16 protein-coding genes are annotated in these 15,739 nt (G+C 58.3%); 5 read left to right on the top strand and 11 right to left on the bottom strand.

The window, feature by feature from the left end; translation table 11 throughout:
• Positions 1 to 206: 206 nt before the first annotated feature.
• The 8 genes from galM to modE all read right to left on the bottom strand — a co-directional run bounded on the left by galM (position 207) and on the right by modE (position 8,824).
• Positions 207 to 1,247, bottom strand: a complete 1,041-nt coding sequence (gene galM / locus BWI95_RS12535) for a galactose-1-epimerase (protein WP_054803717.1) — start codon at positions 1,245 to 1,247, stop codon at positions 207 to 209.
• Positions 1,241 to 2,389 carry a galactokinase gene (gene galK / locus BWI95_RS12540; protein WP_076769569.1) on the bottom strand — a complete coding sequence of 383 codons (1,149 nt, stop codon included), beginning with the start codon at positions 2,387 to 2,389 and terminating at the stop codon, positions 1,241 to 1,243. Before galK ends, galM begins: the two co-directional genes overlap by 7 nt.
• Before the next feature lie 2 nt (positions 2,390 to 2,391).
• The gene (galT, locus tag BWI95_RS12545; RefSeq protein WP_054803716.1) at positions 2,392 to 3,438 is read right to left on the bottom strand and encodes a galactose-1-phosphate uridylyltransferase; all 1,047 of its coding nucleotides are present in this window, start codon (positions 3,436 to 3,438) and stop codon (positions 2,392 to 2,394) included.
• An 11-nt stretch (positions 3,439 to 3,449) separates the two neighbouring features.
• Positions 3,450 to 4,466, bottom strand: a complete 1,017-nt coding sequence (gene galE / locus BWI95_RS12550; protein ID WP_042712011.1) for a UDP-glucose 4-epimerase GalE — start codon at positions 4,464 to 4,466, stop codon at positions 3,450 to 3,452.
• A gap of 216 nt (positions 4,467 to 4,682) precedes the next feature.
• Positions 4,683 to 5,378: a site-2 protease family protein gene (locus tag BWI95_RS12555; RefSeq protein ID WP_042712013.1), complete on the bottom strand. Its 696-nt coding sequence runs from the start codon at positions 5,376 to 5,378 to the stop codon at positions 4,683 to 4,685.
• A 2-nt stretch (positions 5,379 to 5,380) separates the two neighbouring features.
• The gene (locus BWI95_RS12560) at positions 5,381 to 6,319 is read right to left on the bottom strand and encodes a DUF2167 domain-containing protein (protein ID WP_076769570.1); all 939 of its coding nucleotides are present in this window, start codon (positions 6,317 to 6,319) and stop codon (positions 5,381 to 5,383) included.
• Between the two features lie 179 nt (positions 6,320 to 6,498).
• Positions 6,499 to 7,968: a molybdate ABC transporter ATP-binding protein ModF gene (modF, locus tag BWI95_RS12565; protein WP_076769571.1), complete on the bottom strand. Its 1,470-nt coding sequence runs from the start codon at positions 7,966 to 7,968 to the stop codon at positions 6,499 to 6,501.
• 67 nt (positions 7,969 to 8,035) lie between these two features.
• Positions 8,036 to 8,824, bottom strand: a complete 789-nt coding sequence (gene modE, locus BWI95_RS12570; RefSeq protein WP_054803715.1) for a molybdenum-dependent transcriptional regulator — start codon at positions 8,822 to 8,824, stop codon at positions 8,036 to 8,038.
• Positions 8,825 to 8,960: 136 nt separating this feature from the next.
• On the opposite strand from modE, the gene BWI95_RS12575 reads away from it, so the two are divergent.
• The 4 genes from BWI95_RS12575 (at position 8,961) to modC (ending at position 11,824) form a co-directional block, all read left to right on the top strand.
• Positions 8,961 to 9,122 carry an AcrZ family multidrug efflux pump-associated protein gene (locus tag BWI95_RS12575; protein ID WP_083699391.1) on the top strand — a complete coding sequence of 54 codons (162 nt, stop codon included), beginning with the start codon at positions 8,961 to 8,963 and terminating at the stop codon, positions 9,120 to 9,122.
• Positions 9,123 to 9,299: 177 nt separating this feature from the next.
• Entirely contained in the window at positions 9,300 to 10,076 is a 777-nt protein-coding gene (modA, locus tag BWI95_RS12580) for a molybdate ABC transporter substrate-binding protein (protein WP_076769573.1), read from the top strand.
• Positions 10,073 to 10,762, top strand: a complete 690-nt coding sequence (gene modB / locus BWI95_RS12585; RefSeq protein WP_076769574.1) for a molybdate ABC transporter permease subunit — start codon at positions 10,073 to 10,075, stop codon at positions 10,760 to 10,762. The genes modA and modB overlap by 4 nt, the downstream gene beginning before the upstream one ends.
• Positions 10,763 to 10,765: 3 nt before the next feature.
• Positions 10,766 to 11,824 carry a molybdenum ABC transporter ATP-binding protein ModC gene (gene modC, locus BWI95_RS12590; protein ID WP_054803712.1) on the top strand — a complete coding sequence of 353 codons (1,059 nt, stop codon included), beginning with the start codon at positions 10,766 to 10,768 and terminating at the stop codon, positions 11,822 to 11,824.
• On the opposite strand, the gene BWI95_RS12595 is transcribed toward modC, so the two are convergent.
• The gene (locus BWI95_RS12595) at positions 11,825 to 12,643 is read right to left on the bottom strand and encodes a pyridoxal phosphatase (protein ID WP_054803711.1); all 819 of its coding nucleotides are present in this window, start codon (positions 12,641 to 12,643) and stop codon (positions 11,825 to 11,827) included.
• A 155-nt stretch (positions 12,644 to 12,798) separates the two neighbouring features.
• Here BWI95_RS12595 and pgl point away from each other — a divergent pair, with 155 nt between their 5' ends.
• Positions 12,799 to 13,794, top strand: coding sequence for a 6-phosphogluconolactonase (gene pgl / locus BWI95_RS12600; protein ID WP_076769575.1), 996 nt, complete (start codon positions 12,799 to 12,801; stop codon positions 13,792 to 13,794).
• 69 nt (positions 13,795 to 13,863) lie between these two features.
• On the opposite strand, the gene BWI95_RS12605 is transcribed toward pgl, so the two are convergent.
• Positions 13,864 to 15,147: a putative acyl-CoA thioester hydrolase gene (locus BWI95_RS12605; RefSeq protein WP_054803710.1), complete on the bottom strand. Its 1,284-nt coding sequence runs from the start codon at positions 15,145 to 15,147 to the stop codon at positions 13,864 to 13,866.
• A gap of 112 nt (positions 15,148 to 15,259) precedes the next feature.
• On the bottom strand, positions 15,260 to 15,736 hold the full coding sequence (locus BWI95_RS12610) for a kinase inhibitor (protein ID WP_054803709.1): 477 nt from the start codon (positions 15,734 to 15,736) through the stop codon (positions 15,260 to 15,262).
• Between the last annotated feature and the right edge of the window lie 3 nt (positions 15,737 to 15,739).

Here is a 15,739-nt window from a genome sequence, read left to right on the forward strand (position 1 = left end):
CACTTACTCCTGTGAGCCTGATTTAATGATAACGATTCTCATTGTATTGCCGAAGCGCACTGCCCGGCAACGATTACCCTTAACCATAGCGAAAATAGGCGCAGAGTGTAAGCTGCTTGTGAATCAAGGGTTATTGTTTTGAGGATAAGTGGCGCATATTTCAGCAAAAAGGGCAAAAAAAAGCCCTCCCGCAGGAGGGCTCATGCTCAGAGCGGAATAAAGTGATACTCCGTCCGGCTGACATATTCGTCGCCAGGTTGCAGCGTACAATCCGGCTGCGGGAAGTCCGGGCGGTTCGGGCTGTCGGGTAAAAACTCGCTCTCCAGCGCCAGGCCCTGCCATGCGCTGTAGGTTTTCCCGCCGCGCGCAGGCGTCCCTTCCAGGTAGTTACCGGAATAGAACTGCAGCGCAGGCGCGCTAGTGTAGACCGACATCTGCAACTGCTTATCCGTCGACCACAGGTGCGCCGCAGGCCTGTTCACATCCCCCTGCGCCTGCAGTAAAAAGGCGTGATCGTACCCCTTCACCACGCGCTGATCCTCATCGCTGAGGAACTCTTCCGCCACGGTTTTTGGCGTACGGAAATCAAAACTGGTCAACGCCACCTTTTTCAGATCGCCGGTCGGAATGCCCATCTCATCCACCGGCAGATAGGCATCGGCCAGCAGCTGCAGCGTATGGTTGCGGACATCGCCCTGCGCGCCATCAAGGTTGAAATAGGCGTGATTGGTCAGGTTGACCGGGCAGGGCTTGTCGGTGGTCGCACGGTACTCAATGGTAATGCGGTTATCATCACCAAGACGGAAGTGCGCCGTGGCGTTGACCGTACCCGGATAGCCCTGATCGCCATCCGGCGAGGTGAGGGAGAAGAGCACTTCGCTGTCGTTCTGGCGCTCAATGCGCCAGCGGCGTTTATCAAACCCTTCCGGGCCGCCATGCAGCTGGTTTTCGCCCTGGCTTGGGGTCAGGGACCAGGTCTCGCCATCAAGAGTAAAGCGGCTCTTCGCAATGCGGTTCGCATACCGGCCAATAGACGCACCGAGATAGGCGGTCTGCTCCCAGTAGTGCTCCGGCGTAGCGCAGCCGAGCAGGGCTTCGCGCACGCTACCATCTTTCATCGGTACGCGCGCAGAGAGCAGCGTCGCGCCCCAGTCCATTAAGCTCACCACCATCCCCGCGCCGTTGCGCAGGGTGATCAGTCGTACCGGCAGCCCATCGGGTGCTACCGCAGGCGTTTCATTTAGCACTGTCCTGCCCCCTGAGAAGGTTTACACACGTAGAAGGTCTCTTTGATGCCGGTTTTCGCTTCGTACTGGCTCTCAACCGCCTGTTTCACTTCCGGCACCAGCGCTTCCGGCACCAGCGCAACGACGCAGCCGCCAAAGCCGCCGCCGGTCATGCGCACGCCGCCTTTATCACCGATGGTCGCTTTGACGATCTCTACCAGCGTATCGATTTGCGGCACGGTGATTTCGAAATCGTCGCGCATAGAGGCGTGGGATTCCGCCATCAGCTCGCCCATGCGTTGCAGGTCGCCTTTCTCCAGCGCAGCGGCCGCTTCCACGGTGCGGGCGTTTTCGGTCAGCACATGGCGCACACGTTTCGCGACCAGCGGATCCAGCTCATTCGCCACAGTGTTGAACTGATCGAGGCTGACATCACGCAGCGCTTTTTGCTGGAAGAAGCGCGCGCCGGTTTCGCACTGCTGGCGGCGGGTGTTGTATTCGCTGCCCACCAGCGTACGTTTGAAGTTGCTATTAATGATGACAATCGCCACGCCTTCCGGCATGGAAACCGCTTTGGTGCCGAGCGAGCGGCAGTCGATCAGCAGCGCGCTGCCTTTCTTGCCAAGCGCAGAGATCAGCTGATCCATAATGCCGCAGTTACAGCCAACAAACTGGTTCTCCGCTTCCTGGCCGTTGAGCGCGATCTGCGCCCCATCCAGCGGCAGATGGTAAAGCTGCTGGAAGACGGTACCGACCGCCACTTCCAGCGAGGCCGACGAGCTTAAGCCCGCGCCCTGCGGCACATTGCCGCTGATCACCAGATCCGCACCGCCAAAGCTGGCATCGCGCTGTTGCAGATGTTTCACCACGCCGCGTACATAGTTGGACCACTGCTGGCTGTCGTGCGCCACAATCGGCGCATCAAGCGAAAACTCATCGCGCTGGTTGTCATAATCGGCAGCGATCACGCGCACGGTGCGGTCGTCGCGCGCTTTGCAGCTGATCACCATCTGGTAATCGATGGCGCAGGGCAGCACAAAACCGTCGTTGTAATCGGTATGTTCGCCAATCAGGTTGACGCGGCCCGGGGCCTGGATGGTGTGGGTGGCAGGGTAGCCGAATGTCTCAGCAAACAGAGCGTCTGTTGTCTCTTTCAGGCTCATTGTTATTCTCCGGATTCGCGAAAATGGATATCACTGACCGCGCGCAGGCGTTCAGCCGCTTGTTCTGCCGTGAGATCGCGCTGGGTTTCGCCGAGCATCTCGTAGCCGACCATAAATTTACGCACCGTGGCGGAGCGCAGCAGCGGCGGGTAGAAGTGCGCATGCAGCTGCCAGTGGGCGTTATCCTCGCCATTAAACGGCGCGCCGTGCCAGCCCATTGAGTAGGGGAATGAGCACTGGAACAGGTTGTCGTAGCGGCTGGTCAGTTCTTTCAGTGCCAGCGCAAGATCGCTGCGCTGCGCGTCGGTTAACTCGGTAATGCGCTGAACGGCGGCTTTTGGCAGCAGCAGCGTTTCAAACGGCCAGGCGGCCCAGTAGGGCACCACCGCCAGCCAGTGCTCGGTTTCAACCACCGTGCGGCTGCCATCTTTCAGCTCGCGCTGCACATAATCGAGCAGCATCGGCGAGTGGTGTTCGGCAAAGTAGGCTTTTTGCAGGCGATCTTCGCGCTCGGCTTCATTCGGCAGGAAGCTGTTGGCCCAAACTTGCCCGTGCGGATGCGGGTTGGAGCAGCCCATCGCCGCGCCTTTGTTCTCAAACACCTGGATCCACGGGTAGGTTTTACCCAGCTCAGCGGTCTGCTGCTGCCAGGTTTTTACCACCTCTTCCAGTGCCGCCACGCTCAGCTCCGGCAGCGTTTTGCTGTGATCCGGCGAGAAGCAGATAACCCGGCTGGTGCCGCGCGCGCTCTGGCTGCGCATCAGCGGGTCGTTACTCTCTGGTGCATCCGGCGTGTCGGTCATCAGCGCCGCAAAGTCATTGGTAAAGACATAGGTGCTGGTGTAGTCGGGGTTTTTATCCCCGGTGACACGGGTATTGCCCGGACAGAGGAAACAGTCCGGATCGTGCGCAGGCAGCGTCTGTTTAGACGGCGTCTCCTGCGCCCCTTGCCAGGGGCGTTTCGCACGGTGCGGAGAGACCAGAATCCACTGATCCTTCAGCGGATTGTAGCGGCGATGCGGGTGATCGACCGGGTTAAATTGCGACATTACCACTCCTGTTAATCGGGATAGCCCTGCGGATGGCGTGACTGCCAGCGCCAGGTATCTTCTGCCATTTCATCAAGGGTGCGTGTTACGCGCCAGTTCAGCTCTTTGTCGGCTTTGGTGGCGTCCGCCCAGTAGGCCGGGAGATCGCCGTCGCGGCGCGGCGCGAAATGCCAGGCAATCGGTTTGCCGCAGGCTTTGCTGAAGGCGTTAATCACATCAAGCACGCTGCTGCCGACGCCAGCGCCGAGGTTATAAATATGGACGCCCGGTTTGCCTGCCAGCTGCTGCATGGCGGCAACGTGACCGTCAGCCAGATCCATCACGTGGATATAGTCGCGCACGCCGGTGCCATCTTCTGTCGGGTAGTCATTGCCGAACACCGCCAGCGATTCGCGGCGGCCCACCGCCACTTGCGCGATATAGGGCATCAGGTTGTTCGGAATCCCCTGCGGATCTTCACCCATCTCACCTGACGGATGCGCGCCTACCGGGTTGAAGTAGCGCAGCAGCGCAATGCTCCACTCCGGCTGCGCTTTTTGCAGGTCGGTGAGGATCTGCTCAACCATCAGTTTGCTTTTGCCATACGGGCTTTGCGGGGTGCCTGTCGGGAAGCTTTCGGCATAAGGAATTTTCGGCTGGTCGCCATAGACGGTTGCCGAGGAGCTAAAGATAAAGTTCTTCACGTTGGCGGCGCGCATGGCGTTAATCAGGCGCAGCGTGCCGTTAACGTTGTTGTCGTAATACTCCAGCGGTTTAGCAACGGATTCGCCGACGGCTTTCAGGCCGGCGAAGTGGATCACCGCTTCGATAGCGTGATCGTGCAGGATCTCGGCCAGCAGCGCTTCATCGCGAATATCGCCCTCAACGAAGAGCGCCCGTTTACCGCCAAAGCGCTCAATCTGGTTAAGCACGCTGCGCTTACTGTTGCAGAGGTTGTCGAGGATGATAACGTCATGACCGTTTTGCAGCAGTTGCACGCAGGTGTGGCTTCCTATGTAACCGCTACCACCAGTAACCAGAACTCGCATATTTGACTCCATCAAGCATTTGATATGAATTAACCTTAGCATAACAGAGCGGTAAAAAGTGTGACATGGGATAAAATAGTGGAATCGTTTACACTGATTTTTCAACCGCCCGCAATGCCGCATCAACGCCGGGACAGCCGCGTATTTACCGGGCTGCGCCGACGAGTGTGATTAGTCTGAAAATGACGTCACTGCGCTGCAGCGACGCAGGGAAGGTCAGCGAAAGCTGGCCAGCGCCCCGTGGAGGTTATAGGTCATCAGGGAGAGCCAGGCAATCAGCCCAAAGTACAAAAGGGTATATTCCAGACGTTTGCCAGGGTTAAGTGCGGTTAAATTGGGCGTTTCTTTGCGCCGGGTCCAGATTTGCGAAGCCGCCAGCAGGCAGACAATCAGCAACAGCGGGCTGGGATGCAGGTAAAAGAAACCGAGCAGCAGCGGAATGCCGAGATACCAAATCTTGCGCGAAATGGCGACGGTAATGCGCCCGCCATCAAGGGGGGGAACCGGGATCAGGTTAAAGAGGTTGAGGAAAAAGCCAGCGTAAGCCACCGCCATCAACATCGAACTGTCGAAGTACTCCGCCAGATAGTAGCAGCCCAGCGCGGCAAGCGAGCCGAGCAGGGGGCCGGCGATACCGACCCACGCCTCCGTTTCCGCATCCGGAAACTCCTCTTTTAGCGCCACCCAGGCACCGACGAAAGGGATAAACATCGGCAGACCCACCGGCAAGTTACGCTGACGCGCCGCAAGATAGTGGCCCAGTTCATGACAAAAGAGCAGCACCACGAAGCCGGTGGCGTAGGGCCAGCCGAAGGCCAGCGCATAGGTCGCCACCGACAGCAGCATTGTCCCCCCGGAAAGCAGCAGCTTGCCGAGGGTTGCGCCTTTAAACAGCAGAAACAGCAGCTTCATGCTTATTCGACAATCTTAGATTTGTCGTCTTTTTTACGGAACAGCAGCTTCTTGATGCCCATACCTGCACCCGCCAGCGCAATCAGCGCCAGTTTCCAGAACTTCAGCAGCGTCACGCCGATAATTGCCAGCAGACCAAGTTTTTTCACCGCCAGGCCGCCAATCAGCGCCGCCAGGCCATACTCGGCGATCTTGTCAGTCGAGGCGTTGAAGTCGCTGTACTTTTTACCGTCGTTAAAGGTCACGGCGTTAAGCAGGTTTTTCGCCAGCGGCTTCTCTTGCTCCACGGTGCCGCGATCGGTCACCAGGTTCAGCGAGAGATACCCTTCACGGCCGAGCAGGTAGGTGTTGTAGTTCACGCCTTGCTCTTTCAGCGGTACGTTACTGCCGATATCGCGAATGGCAGCAGACCAGATCAGGCGATGCGTTGCTGCGTCATAGCTCGGCTTCTCTACCCAGCCGACCACTTCGATAGGAGGGATGCCTTTCTCGCTGCGCATCTTGTTGCCTTCTTTGGTCCCCTCCTGCAGGTTGCTCAGCAACTCGGCCGCGTCCCAGTCTTTGGCATCGTCATCTTTGATGTAACCCGCATCGTCATACTCAATGGAGACGAACCCGGAGATGGCATCATTGAACACCAGCCCGTAAAAGGCGCTCTCATCGACGTGGTTACCCAGTTCGCGCATAAATTCCGCTGCCTGCCGCGGAGGGATATAGGTAAAACCTTCCGGAAGATTAAGCACCGCCTGGTTACCCAGCGTGACTTTATGCGGGCCCGACACGCTGACGCGCTGCATGTTTTCTACGGCCTGGTTAATTTTTGCTTCGTTCGCGGAAGCAGCGTCCGGTGCCGTCTCTTCGGCAAAACTCAGCGTGCTGAAACCAAAGCAGAGCGCCGCGACCAGCGTAAGGACGCGGGGAAGGGAGAGATATTGAGTCATAAAGGTCCCGTTTATATTGACCCGTCGTCCATCGGCGGGCTTTTTTCTTGCCATAACAAAAACTGGCCGCGGATAACGGGGGGCGTCATCAGCAAGCCAGTAAACGATCATTATTTTTTTACGCGAAAACGCGCGGGCGCTATTACACCACACCGCCAGGAGGCGAAGCAGCCCCCCAATTATTGTGGTGTTAAGGCGTAGCGGTAGCCTTCGCCGTCGGCAATAAACGCCAGCTGATGGGTAATGCAGCCGGGCGCGTCGGAAGCGTGGTGGGAGACAAACAGCAACTGGGTTTCCCCTTCGCCGATCAGCACATCGATAAAGCGGCGCACCAGCTGGCGGTTGAGCGGATCCAGTCCCTGCAATGGCTCATCAAGGATCAGCAGCGTCGGGTGTTTAACCAGTGCGCGGACAATCAGCGCCAGCCGCTGCTGCCCCCACGAGAGGCTGTGAAACGGCGCGTCGGCGGTACGGGCATCAAAGCCGAGAATATCGAGCCACTGCTGCGCCAGCTTGTGCTGCTTATCGGAGACCGCCTGGTAAATCCCAATCGAGTCGAAATAGCCCGAGAGGATCACATTGCGCACCGTGGTGCTGACGCGGTAATCGAGGTGCAGGCTACTGCTGACATAGCCAATATGTTTTTTGATATCCCAGATGGTCTCACCGCTGCCGCGACGGCGGCCAAACAGGGTTAAATCGTTGCTGTAGCCCTGCGGATGATCGCCGGTAATCAGGCTTAGCAGCGTCGATTTCCCCGCGCCGTTCGGGCCGGTAATCTGCCAGTGCTCGCCCGGATTCACCTGCCAGCTGAGGTGATTAATGATTGGGCGGTCATCATAGGAGACCACGCCGTCGTTAAGCACAATCAGCGCTGCGCTGGGATCGAGCGTGGCACGAGCGGGCGCAGCATCCGGCTCCGGCAGCGCCATGCCGCTCAACTGTTCACTGTGCGCCAACTGGGCAATCAGCGCCTGCTGAAGCAGGGCCTCTTTCTCACCGGTTTCCGTCAGGGCGCAATCCACCAGCACGCCCGCATGCTGAACAAAGGCCGGGATCTCATCGAACCGGTTGAGCACCAGCACCAGCGTGTAGCCATCGGCATTCAGACGGGCAAGCAACAGGGCGAGCTGTTGACGGGAGTCCACATCCAGCCCGTCAAAGGGTTCATCAAGAATAAGCAACTCCGGCTGCGCCATCAGCGCCTGGCAGAGCAGGGTTTTGCGGGTCTCGCCTGTGGAGAGGTATTTAAAGCGACGTTCAAGCAGATGGGTAATGCCAAACTGCGCCGCCAGCGCAGCGCAGCGCGACGGGTCTTTAACCTCATCCTGAATAATATCGGCGGTGGTGCGACCGGTATCCTCTTCGCCCGGCGAGAGCATATCGGTGTTATTACGCTGCCACTCTTCGCTAACCAGCTTTTGCAGCTGTTCAAAGGAGAGGCGGGTAAGGCGGGTGAAGTGGCACTGGCGCTCGCCGTTAAGCAGCGTCAGTTCACCCGCCAGCGCGCGAGCCAGCGCCGATTTGCCGCTGCCATTGGCACCGACAAAGGCCCAGCTCTCTCCGGCCTGCAGGCGGAGATCTTCAAGATGCAGCGTGCGGGTATCGCTAAGACGAAACGTACCTTGCGAAATTTGCAATGACGACATGATGTATCCCAGGTTTTGCAGCACAGAAACTCAGGGATACGTGCAATGGCCTGGCTTGTCAATGCCCTCAGCACAACGTGGCGAGAATCACCCGATCGGCATTAAAATATGCCGTCACCTGCTGCTGTTCCTGCATATCCTCCACCTGCGCATTTGGCACTGTGGCGCAAAGCATCTGACCATCCGGCAGGGCGATCAGCACTTCACTCTGCACCTCGCCCTGCTCAATATGGGCAATCGCGCCGGTTATCTGGTTATCCGCCTGCGCCGCCAGCCGCGCATCGCAGGTCAGGCTGACCCACGGCGCTTTTAGCAGCACCAGCACCTCTTTGCCCGCCTCCAGCCCTAAGCGTTCAGCGCTTTGCGCCGTGACCGCCGCGTTAAGCCGGGTTTGCCCATCCGCCAGCAACACCTCGACATGCTGCTGCACCTGCTGGTAGTCGCGGGCGACGATGGTGCCAAACCACTGGTTGCGGGCGCTGGTTTGCAGGGAGAAGCGCGAGATGGCCGCCAGCAGGCTGTCGAGCGGCAGGGCGTCATTATCGCTCAGCACATCAAAGGCTTTTTGCTGGATCTGCCCCAGCAGATCGTAGAGCTGAATCAGACGCTGCCCGTAGCGGGTGACTACCGCGCCGCCGCCGCCTTTACCGCCGGTGGCGCGCTCAACCAGCGTCTGCTCGCTGAGCTGGTTCATCTCATTGATGGCGTCCCACGCGCTTTTGTAGCTGATCCCGGCGTTCTTCGCGCCCTGGCTGATGGAGCCGGTTTGCTCAATCTGTTTGAGCAGGGCGATGCGCCGCGGGTCGGCGAAGAGGCGCTGCTGGAGTTTAAGAGTAAGGAGAATTTCAGCCTGCATGACGCACTTCCCTCGCAAAAGGGCTATTGTGAAGGAAAAGCGCCGACGCGCCTAGTGCCGGGCAATCGCACAAAAGGCGAGTGTTTTACATAATGTTCAGGCTAGAATGCCGCATTCTCACTTTCTGGAGACGACCATGTTAGAGCTGTTGAAAAGCCTGGTTTTTGCCGTGATTATGGTGCCGGTGGTTATGGCGATTATCCTCGGCCTGATTTATGGCCTGGGTGAAGTGTTCAACGTCTTTTCCGCCGTTGGACACCGCGAAAAGCGCCGCAATACCACTACCCCGTCGCGCTAATCCCTTCCCACACGCCCACTTTGTGGGCGTTTCGTTCTCTGCCATTCAAGATCTTTTCCCTTTCTGCCGATATAGTTAGGTAGGTTTTAATTATTGATGGGTATTTCCGGCCCGCTGCCATTCTCTGATACTATCGTTATGTTTTTTTTTATATAACGAAAATGAGAGGAGTAAAAAATGGCACACACAGGGCGACGTCTGCTGGTTGGCGCAGCATTAACACTTGTCGTAGCAGGGCAGGCCGTGGCGCAAGAGGGTAAAATTACCGTCTTTGCCGCCGCCTCGCTGACCAATGCGATGCAGGATATTGCCGCCGCGTATAAAAAAGAGAAGCAGGTTGAGGTGGTCTCCTCATTCGCCTCCTCTTCCACGCTTGCCCGCCAGATTGAAGCGGGTGCGCCGGCGGATCTCTTTATCTCGGCCGACCAGAAGTGGATGGATTACGCGATCGAGAAAAAAGCGGTGGATAGCGCGAGCCGTGAAACCCTGCTCGGCAATAGCCTGGTGGTGGTTGCGCCGAAGAGCAGCGCGCAGGGCGAGATTAAGATTGATGCGAAAACCGACTGGAACAGCCTGCTGAAAGGCGGCCGTCTGGCGGTGGGCGATCCGGATCATGTTCCGGCCGGTATCTACGCCAAAGAGGCGTTGCAAAAACTGGGCGCCTGGGAAACCCTCTCGCCGAAACTGGCACCTGCGGAGGATGTTCGCGGCGCGCTGGCGCTGGTGGAGCGCAGCGAAGCGCCATTAGGCATTGTCTACGGCTCTGACGCGGTGGCCAGCAAAGGGGTGAAAGTGGTGGGCACCTTCCCGGAAGCGTCGCACAAAAAAGTGGAATACCCGCTGGCGATTATCGATGGCCATAAAAACGCAACGGTGAGCGCGTTTTATGACTATCTGAAAGGCCCGCAGGCTTCTGAAATCTTTAAACGTTACGGATTTACAACGCACGAATGATATTGACCGATCCTGAATGGCAGGCTGTTCTGCTGAGCCTTAAAGTCTCTTCCCTGGCGGTACTACTCAGTTTGCCCTTTGGGATCTTCTTTGCCTGGCTGCTGGTGCGCCGCACTTTCCCGGGCAAAGCGCTGCTCGACAGCGTGCTGCATCTGCCGCTGGTGCTGCCGCCGGTGGTGGTCGGTTACCTGCTGCTGATTGCCATGGGCCGCCGTGGCGTCGTCGGTCAGTGGCTCTATGACTGGTTTGGCATCACTTTCGCCTTCAGTTGGCGCGGTGCGGTATTAGCCGCCGCGGTAATGTCATTCCCGCTGATGGTGCGCGCCATTCGCCTCGCGCTGGAGAGTGTCGATACCAAACTGGAACAGGCCGCCCGCACACTGGGGGCCGGTCGCTGGCGCGTTTTTTTCACCATTACCTTACCGCTCACCCTGCCGGGAATTATTGTCGGCACGGTGCTGGCCTTTGCCCGCTCCCTCGGCGAGTTTGGTGCCACCATTACCTTCGTCTCCAATATTCCGGGCGAAACCCGCACTATTCCCTCTGCCATGTACACCTTAATTCAGACGCCGGGGGGCGAGAGCGCCGCCGCGCGCCTGTGCATTATTTCGATTATTCTGGCGCTGATCTCACTGCTGATTTCAGAGTGGCTGGCGCGCGTGAGCCGCGAACGGACGGGGAGATAACCGATGCTGGAGCTTAATTTCACCCAGACGCTGGGCAGCCATCGGTTACATATCGCCGAAACGCTGCCTGCCAGCGGCATCACCGCGATTTTTGGCGTCTCGGGCGCGGGCAAAACCTCACTGATTAACGCCATCGGCGGCCTGACGCAGCCGCAAGAGGGGCGCATCGTGCTTAACGACCGCGTGCTGTTCGATACCGAACGCAAAGTGTGTCTGCCGCCCGAAAAGCGCCGCGTCGGCTATGTTTTTCAGGATGCGCGCCTCTTTCCGCACTATAGCGTGCGCGGCAACCTGCGCTACGGTATGGCGAAATCGATGGCTGCTCAGTTTGACAAACTGGTGACACTGCTCGGCATCGAGCCGCTGCTCGACCGGCTGCCCGGCGGTCTCTCCGGCGGGGAAAAGCAGCGGGTGGCAATTGGCCGCGCGTTATTGACTGCGCCGGAGCTGATGCTGCTGGATGAACCGCTGGCGTCGCTGGATATTCCGCGCAAGCGCGAACTGCTGCCCTACCTGCAACGGCTGGCGCAGGAGATCAATATCCCAATGCTCTACGTCAGCCACTCGCTGGATGAGATCCTGCATCTGGCAGATAAAGTGATGGTGCTGGAAGCGGGCGAAGTGAAAGCCTTTGGCAGCCTCGAAGATGTGTGGGGCAGCAGCGTAATGAACCCGTGGCTGCCGCCGGAGCAGCAGAGCAGCGTGCTGAGAGTGCTGGTGCTGGAACACCATCCGCACTATGCGATGACCGCGCTGGCGCTGGGCGATCAGCATATCTGGGTCAATAAGATCGACCGGCCGCTGAAAAGCGCGCTGCGTATCCGCATTCAGGCCACCGATGTGTCACTGGTGCTCCAGCCGCCGATGAACACCAGCATCCGCAATATTCTGCGCGCCAAAATCGTGCAGTGTTTCGATGTTGACGGGCAGGTTGAAGTGCAGCTGGATGTCGGTGGCAGAACCCTGTGGGCGCGCATCAGCCCCTGGGCGCGGGATGAACTCAGTATCAAACCCGGCCAGTGGCTCTATGCGCAAATCAAAAGCGTATCGATTACCGCCTGATTAGAGCAGCTCTTTATCAATAAATTGGGCGATGCTATCGACGGTGTTATCGCCAATCACCACATTGGCATGGGCTTTCACCACGTCGTCGGCGTTGCCCATCGCCACACCGGTGCCTGCGGCCTGTAGCATGCTGATATCGTTATAGTTATCGCCAAAGGCCACGACATCCTGCATCGATAAGCCCTGCGCGGCGACCCATTCGGCCAGCCGTTTGCCTTTGCTGTTACCGGCGCGGGCGATATCCACCTGATCGTGCCATGACCATTCGCACTCCAGCCCTAGCGTCTGCTCAACATGGTGAGCAAAGTTCTTCAGCTTGCCGGTATCTTCATCGGTGAGGGCGAATTTCCAGATAGCCTCCACCTCTGCGGCCGCGGCGCGCAGGGAGTCCACCTGCTGAAACACCGGGCGCTGCTCGGGCGGCAGCGCTTCGGCCCACGCCGTGGTGCGCAGCACATGGCCGGTCGGCTTTTCATACAGCATGGCGTTATCGACATACATCAGGCCATGCACCTGGTACTCCTCCAGCAGGGCGATCAGTTGTTGCGCCTGGTTGACCGGCAGCGGATCGGCGGCGAGCACCTTTTTTGCATGATAATCATACAAATAGGTACCATTACAACAAATTGCAGGTGTATCCAGCGCCAGTGCCTGATAAAAAGGGTGGATAGCGACATGGTGCCGACCGGTCACGATAATGGGCAGATGCCCGGCGGCTTTTGCGCGTGCCAACGCTTCAAGGGAAGAGGGCAGAAGCGTCTTCTTCGGGGTTAAAAGCGTACCGTCTAAATCGAGTGCTATTACGCGCGAGGTCATATCGTTTCCCGTGGTTGAAGGTGAAAATTCGTGTCCGGGGATGGTACACCCCGTCGTCGCATGCGCAAAATCTGAGGGCGAAATTCAGCATCACGCCGCAAAAACGGCTATCCTGGTTACTTAACGCAGAGAAGAATTTGAGGAAAGGAGTGTTCATGAAACAGACCGTTTATACCGCCAGCCCCGAAAGTCAGCAGATCCACGTCTGGCGTTTGAATTCCGAAGGCAGCCTGACGCTGGTGCAGGTTGTCGATGTGCCAGGCCAGGTGCAGCCGATGGTTGTCAGCCCGGATAAACGTTACCTCTACGTTGGCGTTCGCCCTGAATTTCGCGTTCTCGCGTACCGTATCTCCCCTGAGGATGGCGCCCTGAGCTACGCCGCAGAAGCACCGCTCTCCGGCAGCCCGACCCATATCTCCACCGATCACAGCGGTCGTTTCCTGTTTAGCGCCTCCTATAATGCGGGCAGCGTCAGCGTGGTGCGCCTGAATGATGGCATTCCGGGCGAGACCGTACACCTTGAAGAGGGGCTGGAAGGGTGCCACTCGGCCAATATTTCCCCGGACAACCGCACGCTGTTTGTCCCTGCTCTGAAGCAGGATCGCATCTGTCTCTTTACCCTCGGTGAAACGGGCGCGCTGACCGCGCAGGAGCCGTCGGAAGTGACCACCGTTGAGGGCGCCGGCCCGCGCCATATGGCCTTCCACCCGAATAAGCGTTTCGCCTACTGCGTTAACGAACTCAACAGCAGCGTCGATGTCTGGCAGCTTAGCGATCCGCACGGCAAGACCGAGTGTGTGCAGACCGTGGATATGATGCCGCCGGAGTTCAGTGATACCCGCTGGGCGGCGGATATCCATATCACGCCGGATGGCCGTCATCTCTATGCCTGCGATCGTACCTCCAGCACCCTGACCATCTTCAGCGTGTCGGAAGATGGCAGCGTCATCGCCGTTGAAGGTTTCCAGCCGACCGAAACCCAGCCGCGCGGCTTCAATATCGATAACAGCGGCAAATACCTGATTGCCGCCGGGCAGAAATCCCATCATATCGCGCTGTATGAGATTAGCGGCGCGCAGGGTCTGCTGGCGGAAAAAGCGCGTTACGCCGTGGGCCAGGGCCCGATGTGGGTAGTGATTAACGCCATGTAATAACCGGGATCCCATTTCCGGGCATAAAAAAACCTCGCCGCGGCGAGGTTTTTAGTTTTCAGATGCTAATTACTTCTTCGGCTCGGCAACCACTTTGCTGCCGAGGCCGCGGTTGTTGAACTCCCAGAAGCGGTTGAACTTGGCATCGTTCAAATCGCGCTGGATGTTGCCTTTATCATCCGCAGTGCCGGTGTTGCCCGCATAGGCGCGGCCTGATACGGCGGCATCGCCCCACGGTTTCGCCACGTTAAAGCCTTCGTTAATCACGCTATCGCGGATCACCGCCTGGCCGTTGGTGCTGCTGTCGACATCCAGCGAGCGGCCCAACTGCGCGACACCGTTTCCGGCGGCGGTAAAGCGGCTGTTGACGGCGAGGAAACCGTAATAGAGGTTCGACAGGGTCGATGGTGCGAAGACATAGCCTGCCTGCTGCGTACGCGAGTTGACCACGCGGAAGTCGGTGTTATCAAACACCACCGCGCCGCGCCCGGAGACGATATCTACATCGCCTTCGAGGTAGCTGTTGGTCACCAGCGTGCGGGTCTGGCGATCGCTGCGCAGGGTGTTATCCACGCCGCTGTTGGTCACAAAGAAGGTGTTCTGGCGACCGAGGATATTGACGTTGTTGATCTGCACTTTATCGCCATCGCTGCGCAGTGCCACCGCTTGGTGGTTGCCGGCATCGACGCTGTCGCCGAGCGTGTTCTGAATGGTCAGGTTCTGCAGTTGCAGCCCGTTGTTCTGCGACCAGACAACGGCGGAGCACATCACGCCAACGGTCGCCGCGCGGCTGCGCTGGCAGGCATCAAACATATACCATGCTGGTTTACCCGGCATATATTTGCCCGATGGGTTGACCAGACGACGCCAGCTGGTCGGATCCATTTCAGAATCGATCGCCTGACCGATCTTCACATCCGCCGCTTTCTCACCGGTACCGTAAATGGTCACGCTGCCCGAAGCCGCAGGCACATAGACGGTGCCTTCATATTCACCCGGCATCACCGCAATGTACTGGCGGTCGCTGGCGTGTTTATTGATAGCAGCGTCAACCGCAGCCTGAATGGTGGTGTGAGTCACACCCGCCGTACCGGCCGGCCCAACAACGAAATCTGCTTTTTCCGGCACGCGGATCGCGTAAGGTTTCCACGCGGCGCTGTTGGCGGCCAGCGGGGTGAAGTAGCGATCGGCGGTGAAGTTTTTCGCTTCAGCTTCGCTTAGGATCGGGCGCGAGGAGGTGCCCGGCGCAGTTTGTTCAGAAGGACGCTCAGAGGGCGGCGTCGAGCTACAGGCGGTCAGTGTCACGCCAAAAGCGAGCGCCAGCGCCAGACGGGAAACCGATGATGTGTTCAAGGGGTGCTCCAGACTATGCAAGTTAAAGGGGATAGCGTAATGCCTGCTTTTTTATACTAAGTTGAGCGAAACGGGAAGCCGATTTGTTAAATCGGCTGTAAATCCCTGGCTTTTAGCTGAAAAGGGCGGTGAGAGTGGCGCTGCCGAGGGTGTGAAAATGGACATTAAAGCCGACCATTGCCCCGCTAGCGTTCTCGTCGACATCCAGTTTCTCTACGTCCAGCGCGTGAACGGTGAAGATATAGCGGTGGGTTTCGCCCTTCGGCGGTGCCGCGCCACCATATCCGGCGCTGCCAAAGTCGGTGCGCGTCTGCACGCTCCCTTCCGGCAATGCGGCACTGCCGGATCCTGCACCCTGCGGTAGTACGCGAGTGTCTGCCGGCAGGTTCGCCACAATCCAGTGCCACCAGCCGGAGCCGGTGGGCGCGTCAGGATCATAGCAGGTGACGACAAAGCTTTTGGTGCCCGCAGGCACCTCATCCCATGTCAGATGGGGCGAAATATTATCGCCCTCATAGCCCATGCCGTTAAACACGTGACGCAGCGGCAGCTTCTCACCATCACGAAAATTATGGCTGAGTAACTTCATGTG

It is taken from the genome of Kosakonia cowanii JCM 10956 = DSM 18146 (assembly GCF_001975225.1).
Taxonomy (GTDB): domain Bacteria; phylum Pseudomonadota; class Gammaproteobacteria; order Enterobacterales; family Enterobacteriaceae; genus Kosakonia; species Kosakonia cowanii.

Coding starts and splice junctions, on each gene's coding strand:
- galK (WP_076769569.1), bottom strand. CDS start 2,389: ATGAGCCTGAAAGAGACAACAGACGCTCTGTTTGCTGAGACATTCGGC.
- galT (WP_054803716.1), bottom strand. CDS start 3,438: ATGTCGCAATTTAACCCGGTCGATCACCCGCATCGCCGCTACAATCCG.
- galE (WP_042712011.1), bottom strand. CDS start 4,466: ATGCGAGTTCTGGTTACTGGTGGTAGCGGTTACATAGGAAGCCACACC.
- BWI95_RS12555 (WP_042712013.1), bottom strand. CDS start 5,378: ATGAAGCTGCTGTTTCTGCTGTTTAAAGGCGCAACCCTCGGCAAGCTG.
- BWI95_RS12560 (WP_076769570.1), bottom strand. CDS start 6,319: ATGACTCAATATCTCTCCCTTCCCCGCGTCCTTACGCTGGTCGCGGCG.
- modF (WP_076769571.1), bottom strand. CDS start 7,968: ATGTCGTCATTGCAAATTTCGCAAGGTACGTTTCGTCTTAGCGATACC.
- modE (WP_054803715.1), bottom strand. CDS start 8,824: ATGCAGGCTGAAATTCTCCTTACTCTTAAACTCCAGCAGCGCCTCTTC.
- BWI95_RS12575 (WP_083699391.1), top strand. CDS start 8,961: ATGTTAGAGCTGTTGAAAAGCCTGGTTTTTGCCGTGATTATGGTGCCG.
- modA (WP_076769573.1), top strand. CDS start 9,300: ATGGCACACACAGGGCGACGTCTGCTGGTTGGCGCAGCATTAACACTT.
- modB (WP_076769574.1), top strand. CDS start 10,073: ATGATATTGACCGATCCTGAATGGCAGGCTGTTCTGCTGAGCCTTAAA.
- modC (WP_054803712.1), top strand. CDS start 10,766: ATGCTGGAGCTTAATTTCACCCAGACGCTGGGCAGCCATCGGTTACAT.
- BWI95_RS12595 (WP_054803711.1), bottom strand. CDS start 12,643: ATGACCTCGCGCGTAATAGCACTCGATTTAGACGGTACGCTTTTAACC.
- pgl (WP_076769575.1), top strand. CDS start 12,799: ATGAAACAGACCGTTTATACCGCCAGCCCCGAAAGTCAGCAGATCCAC.
- BWI95_RS12610 (WP_054803709.1), bottom strand. CDS start 15,736: ATGAAGTTACTCAGCCATAATTTTCGTGATGGTGAGAAGCTGCCGCTG.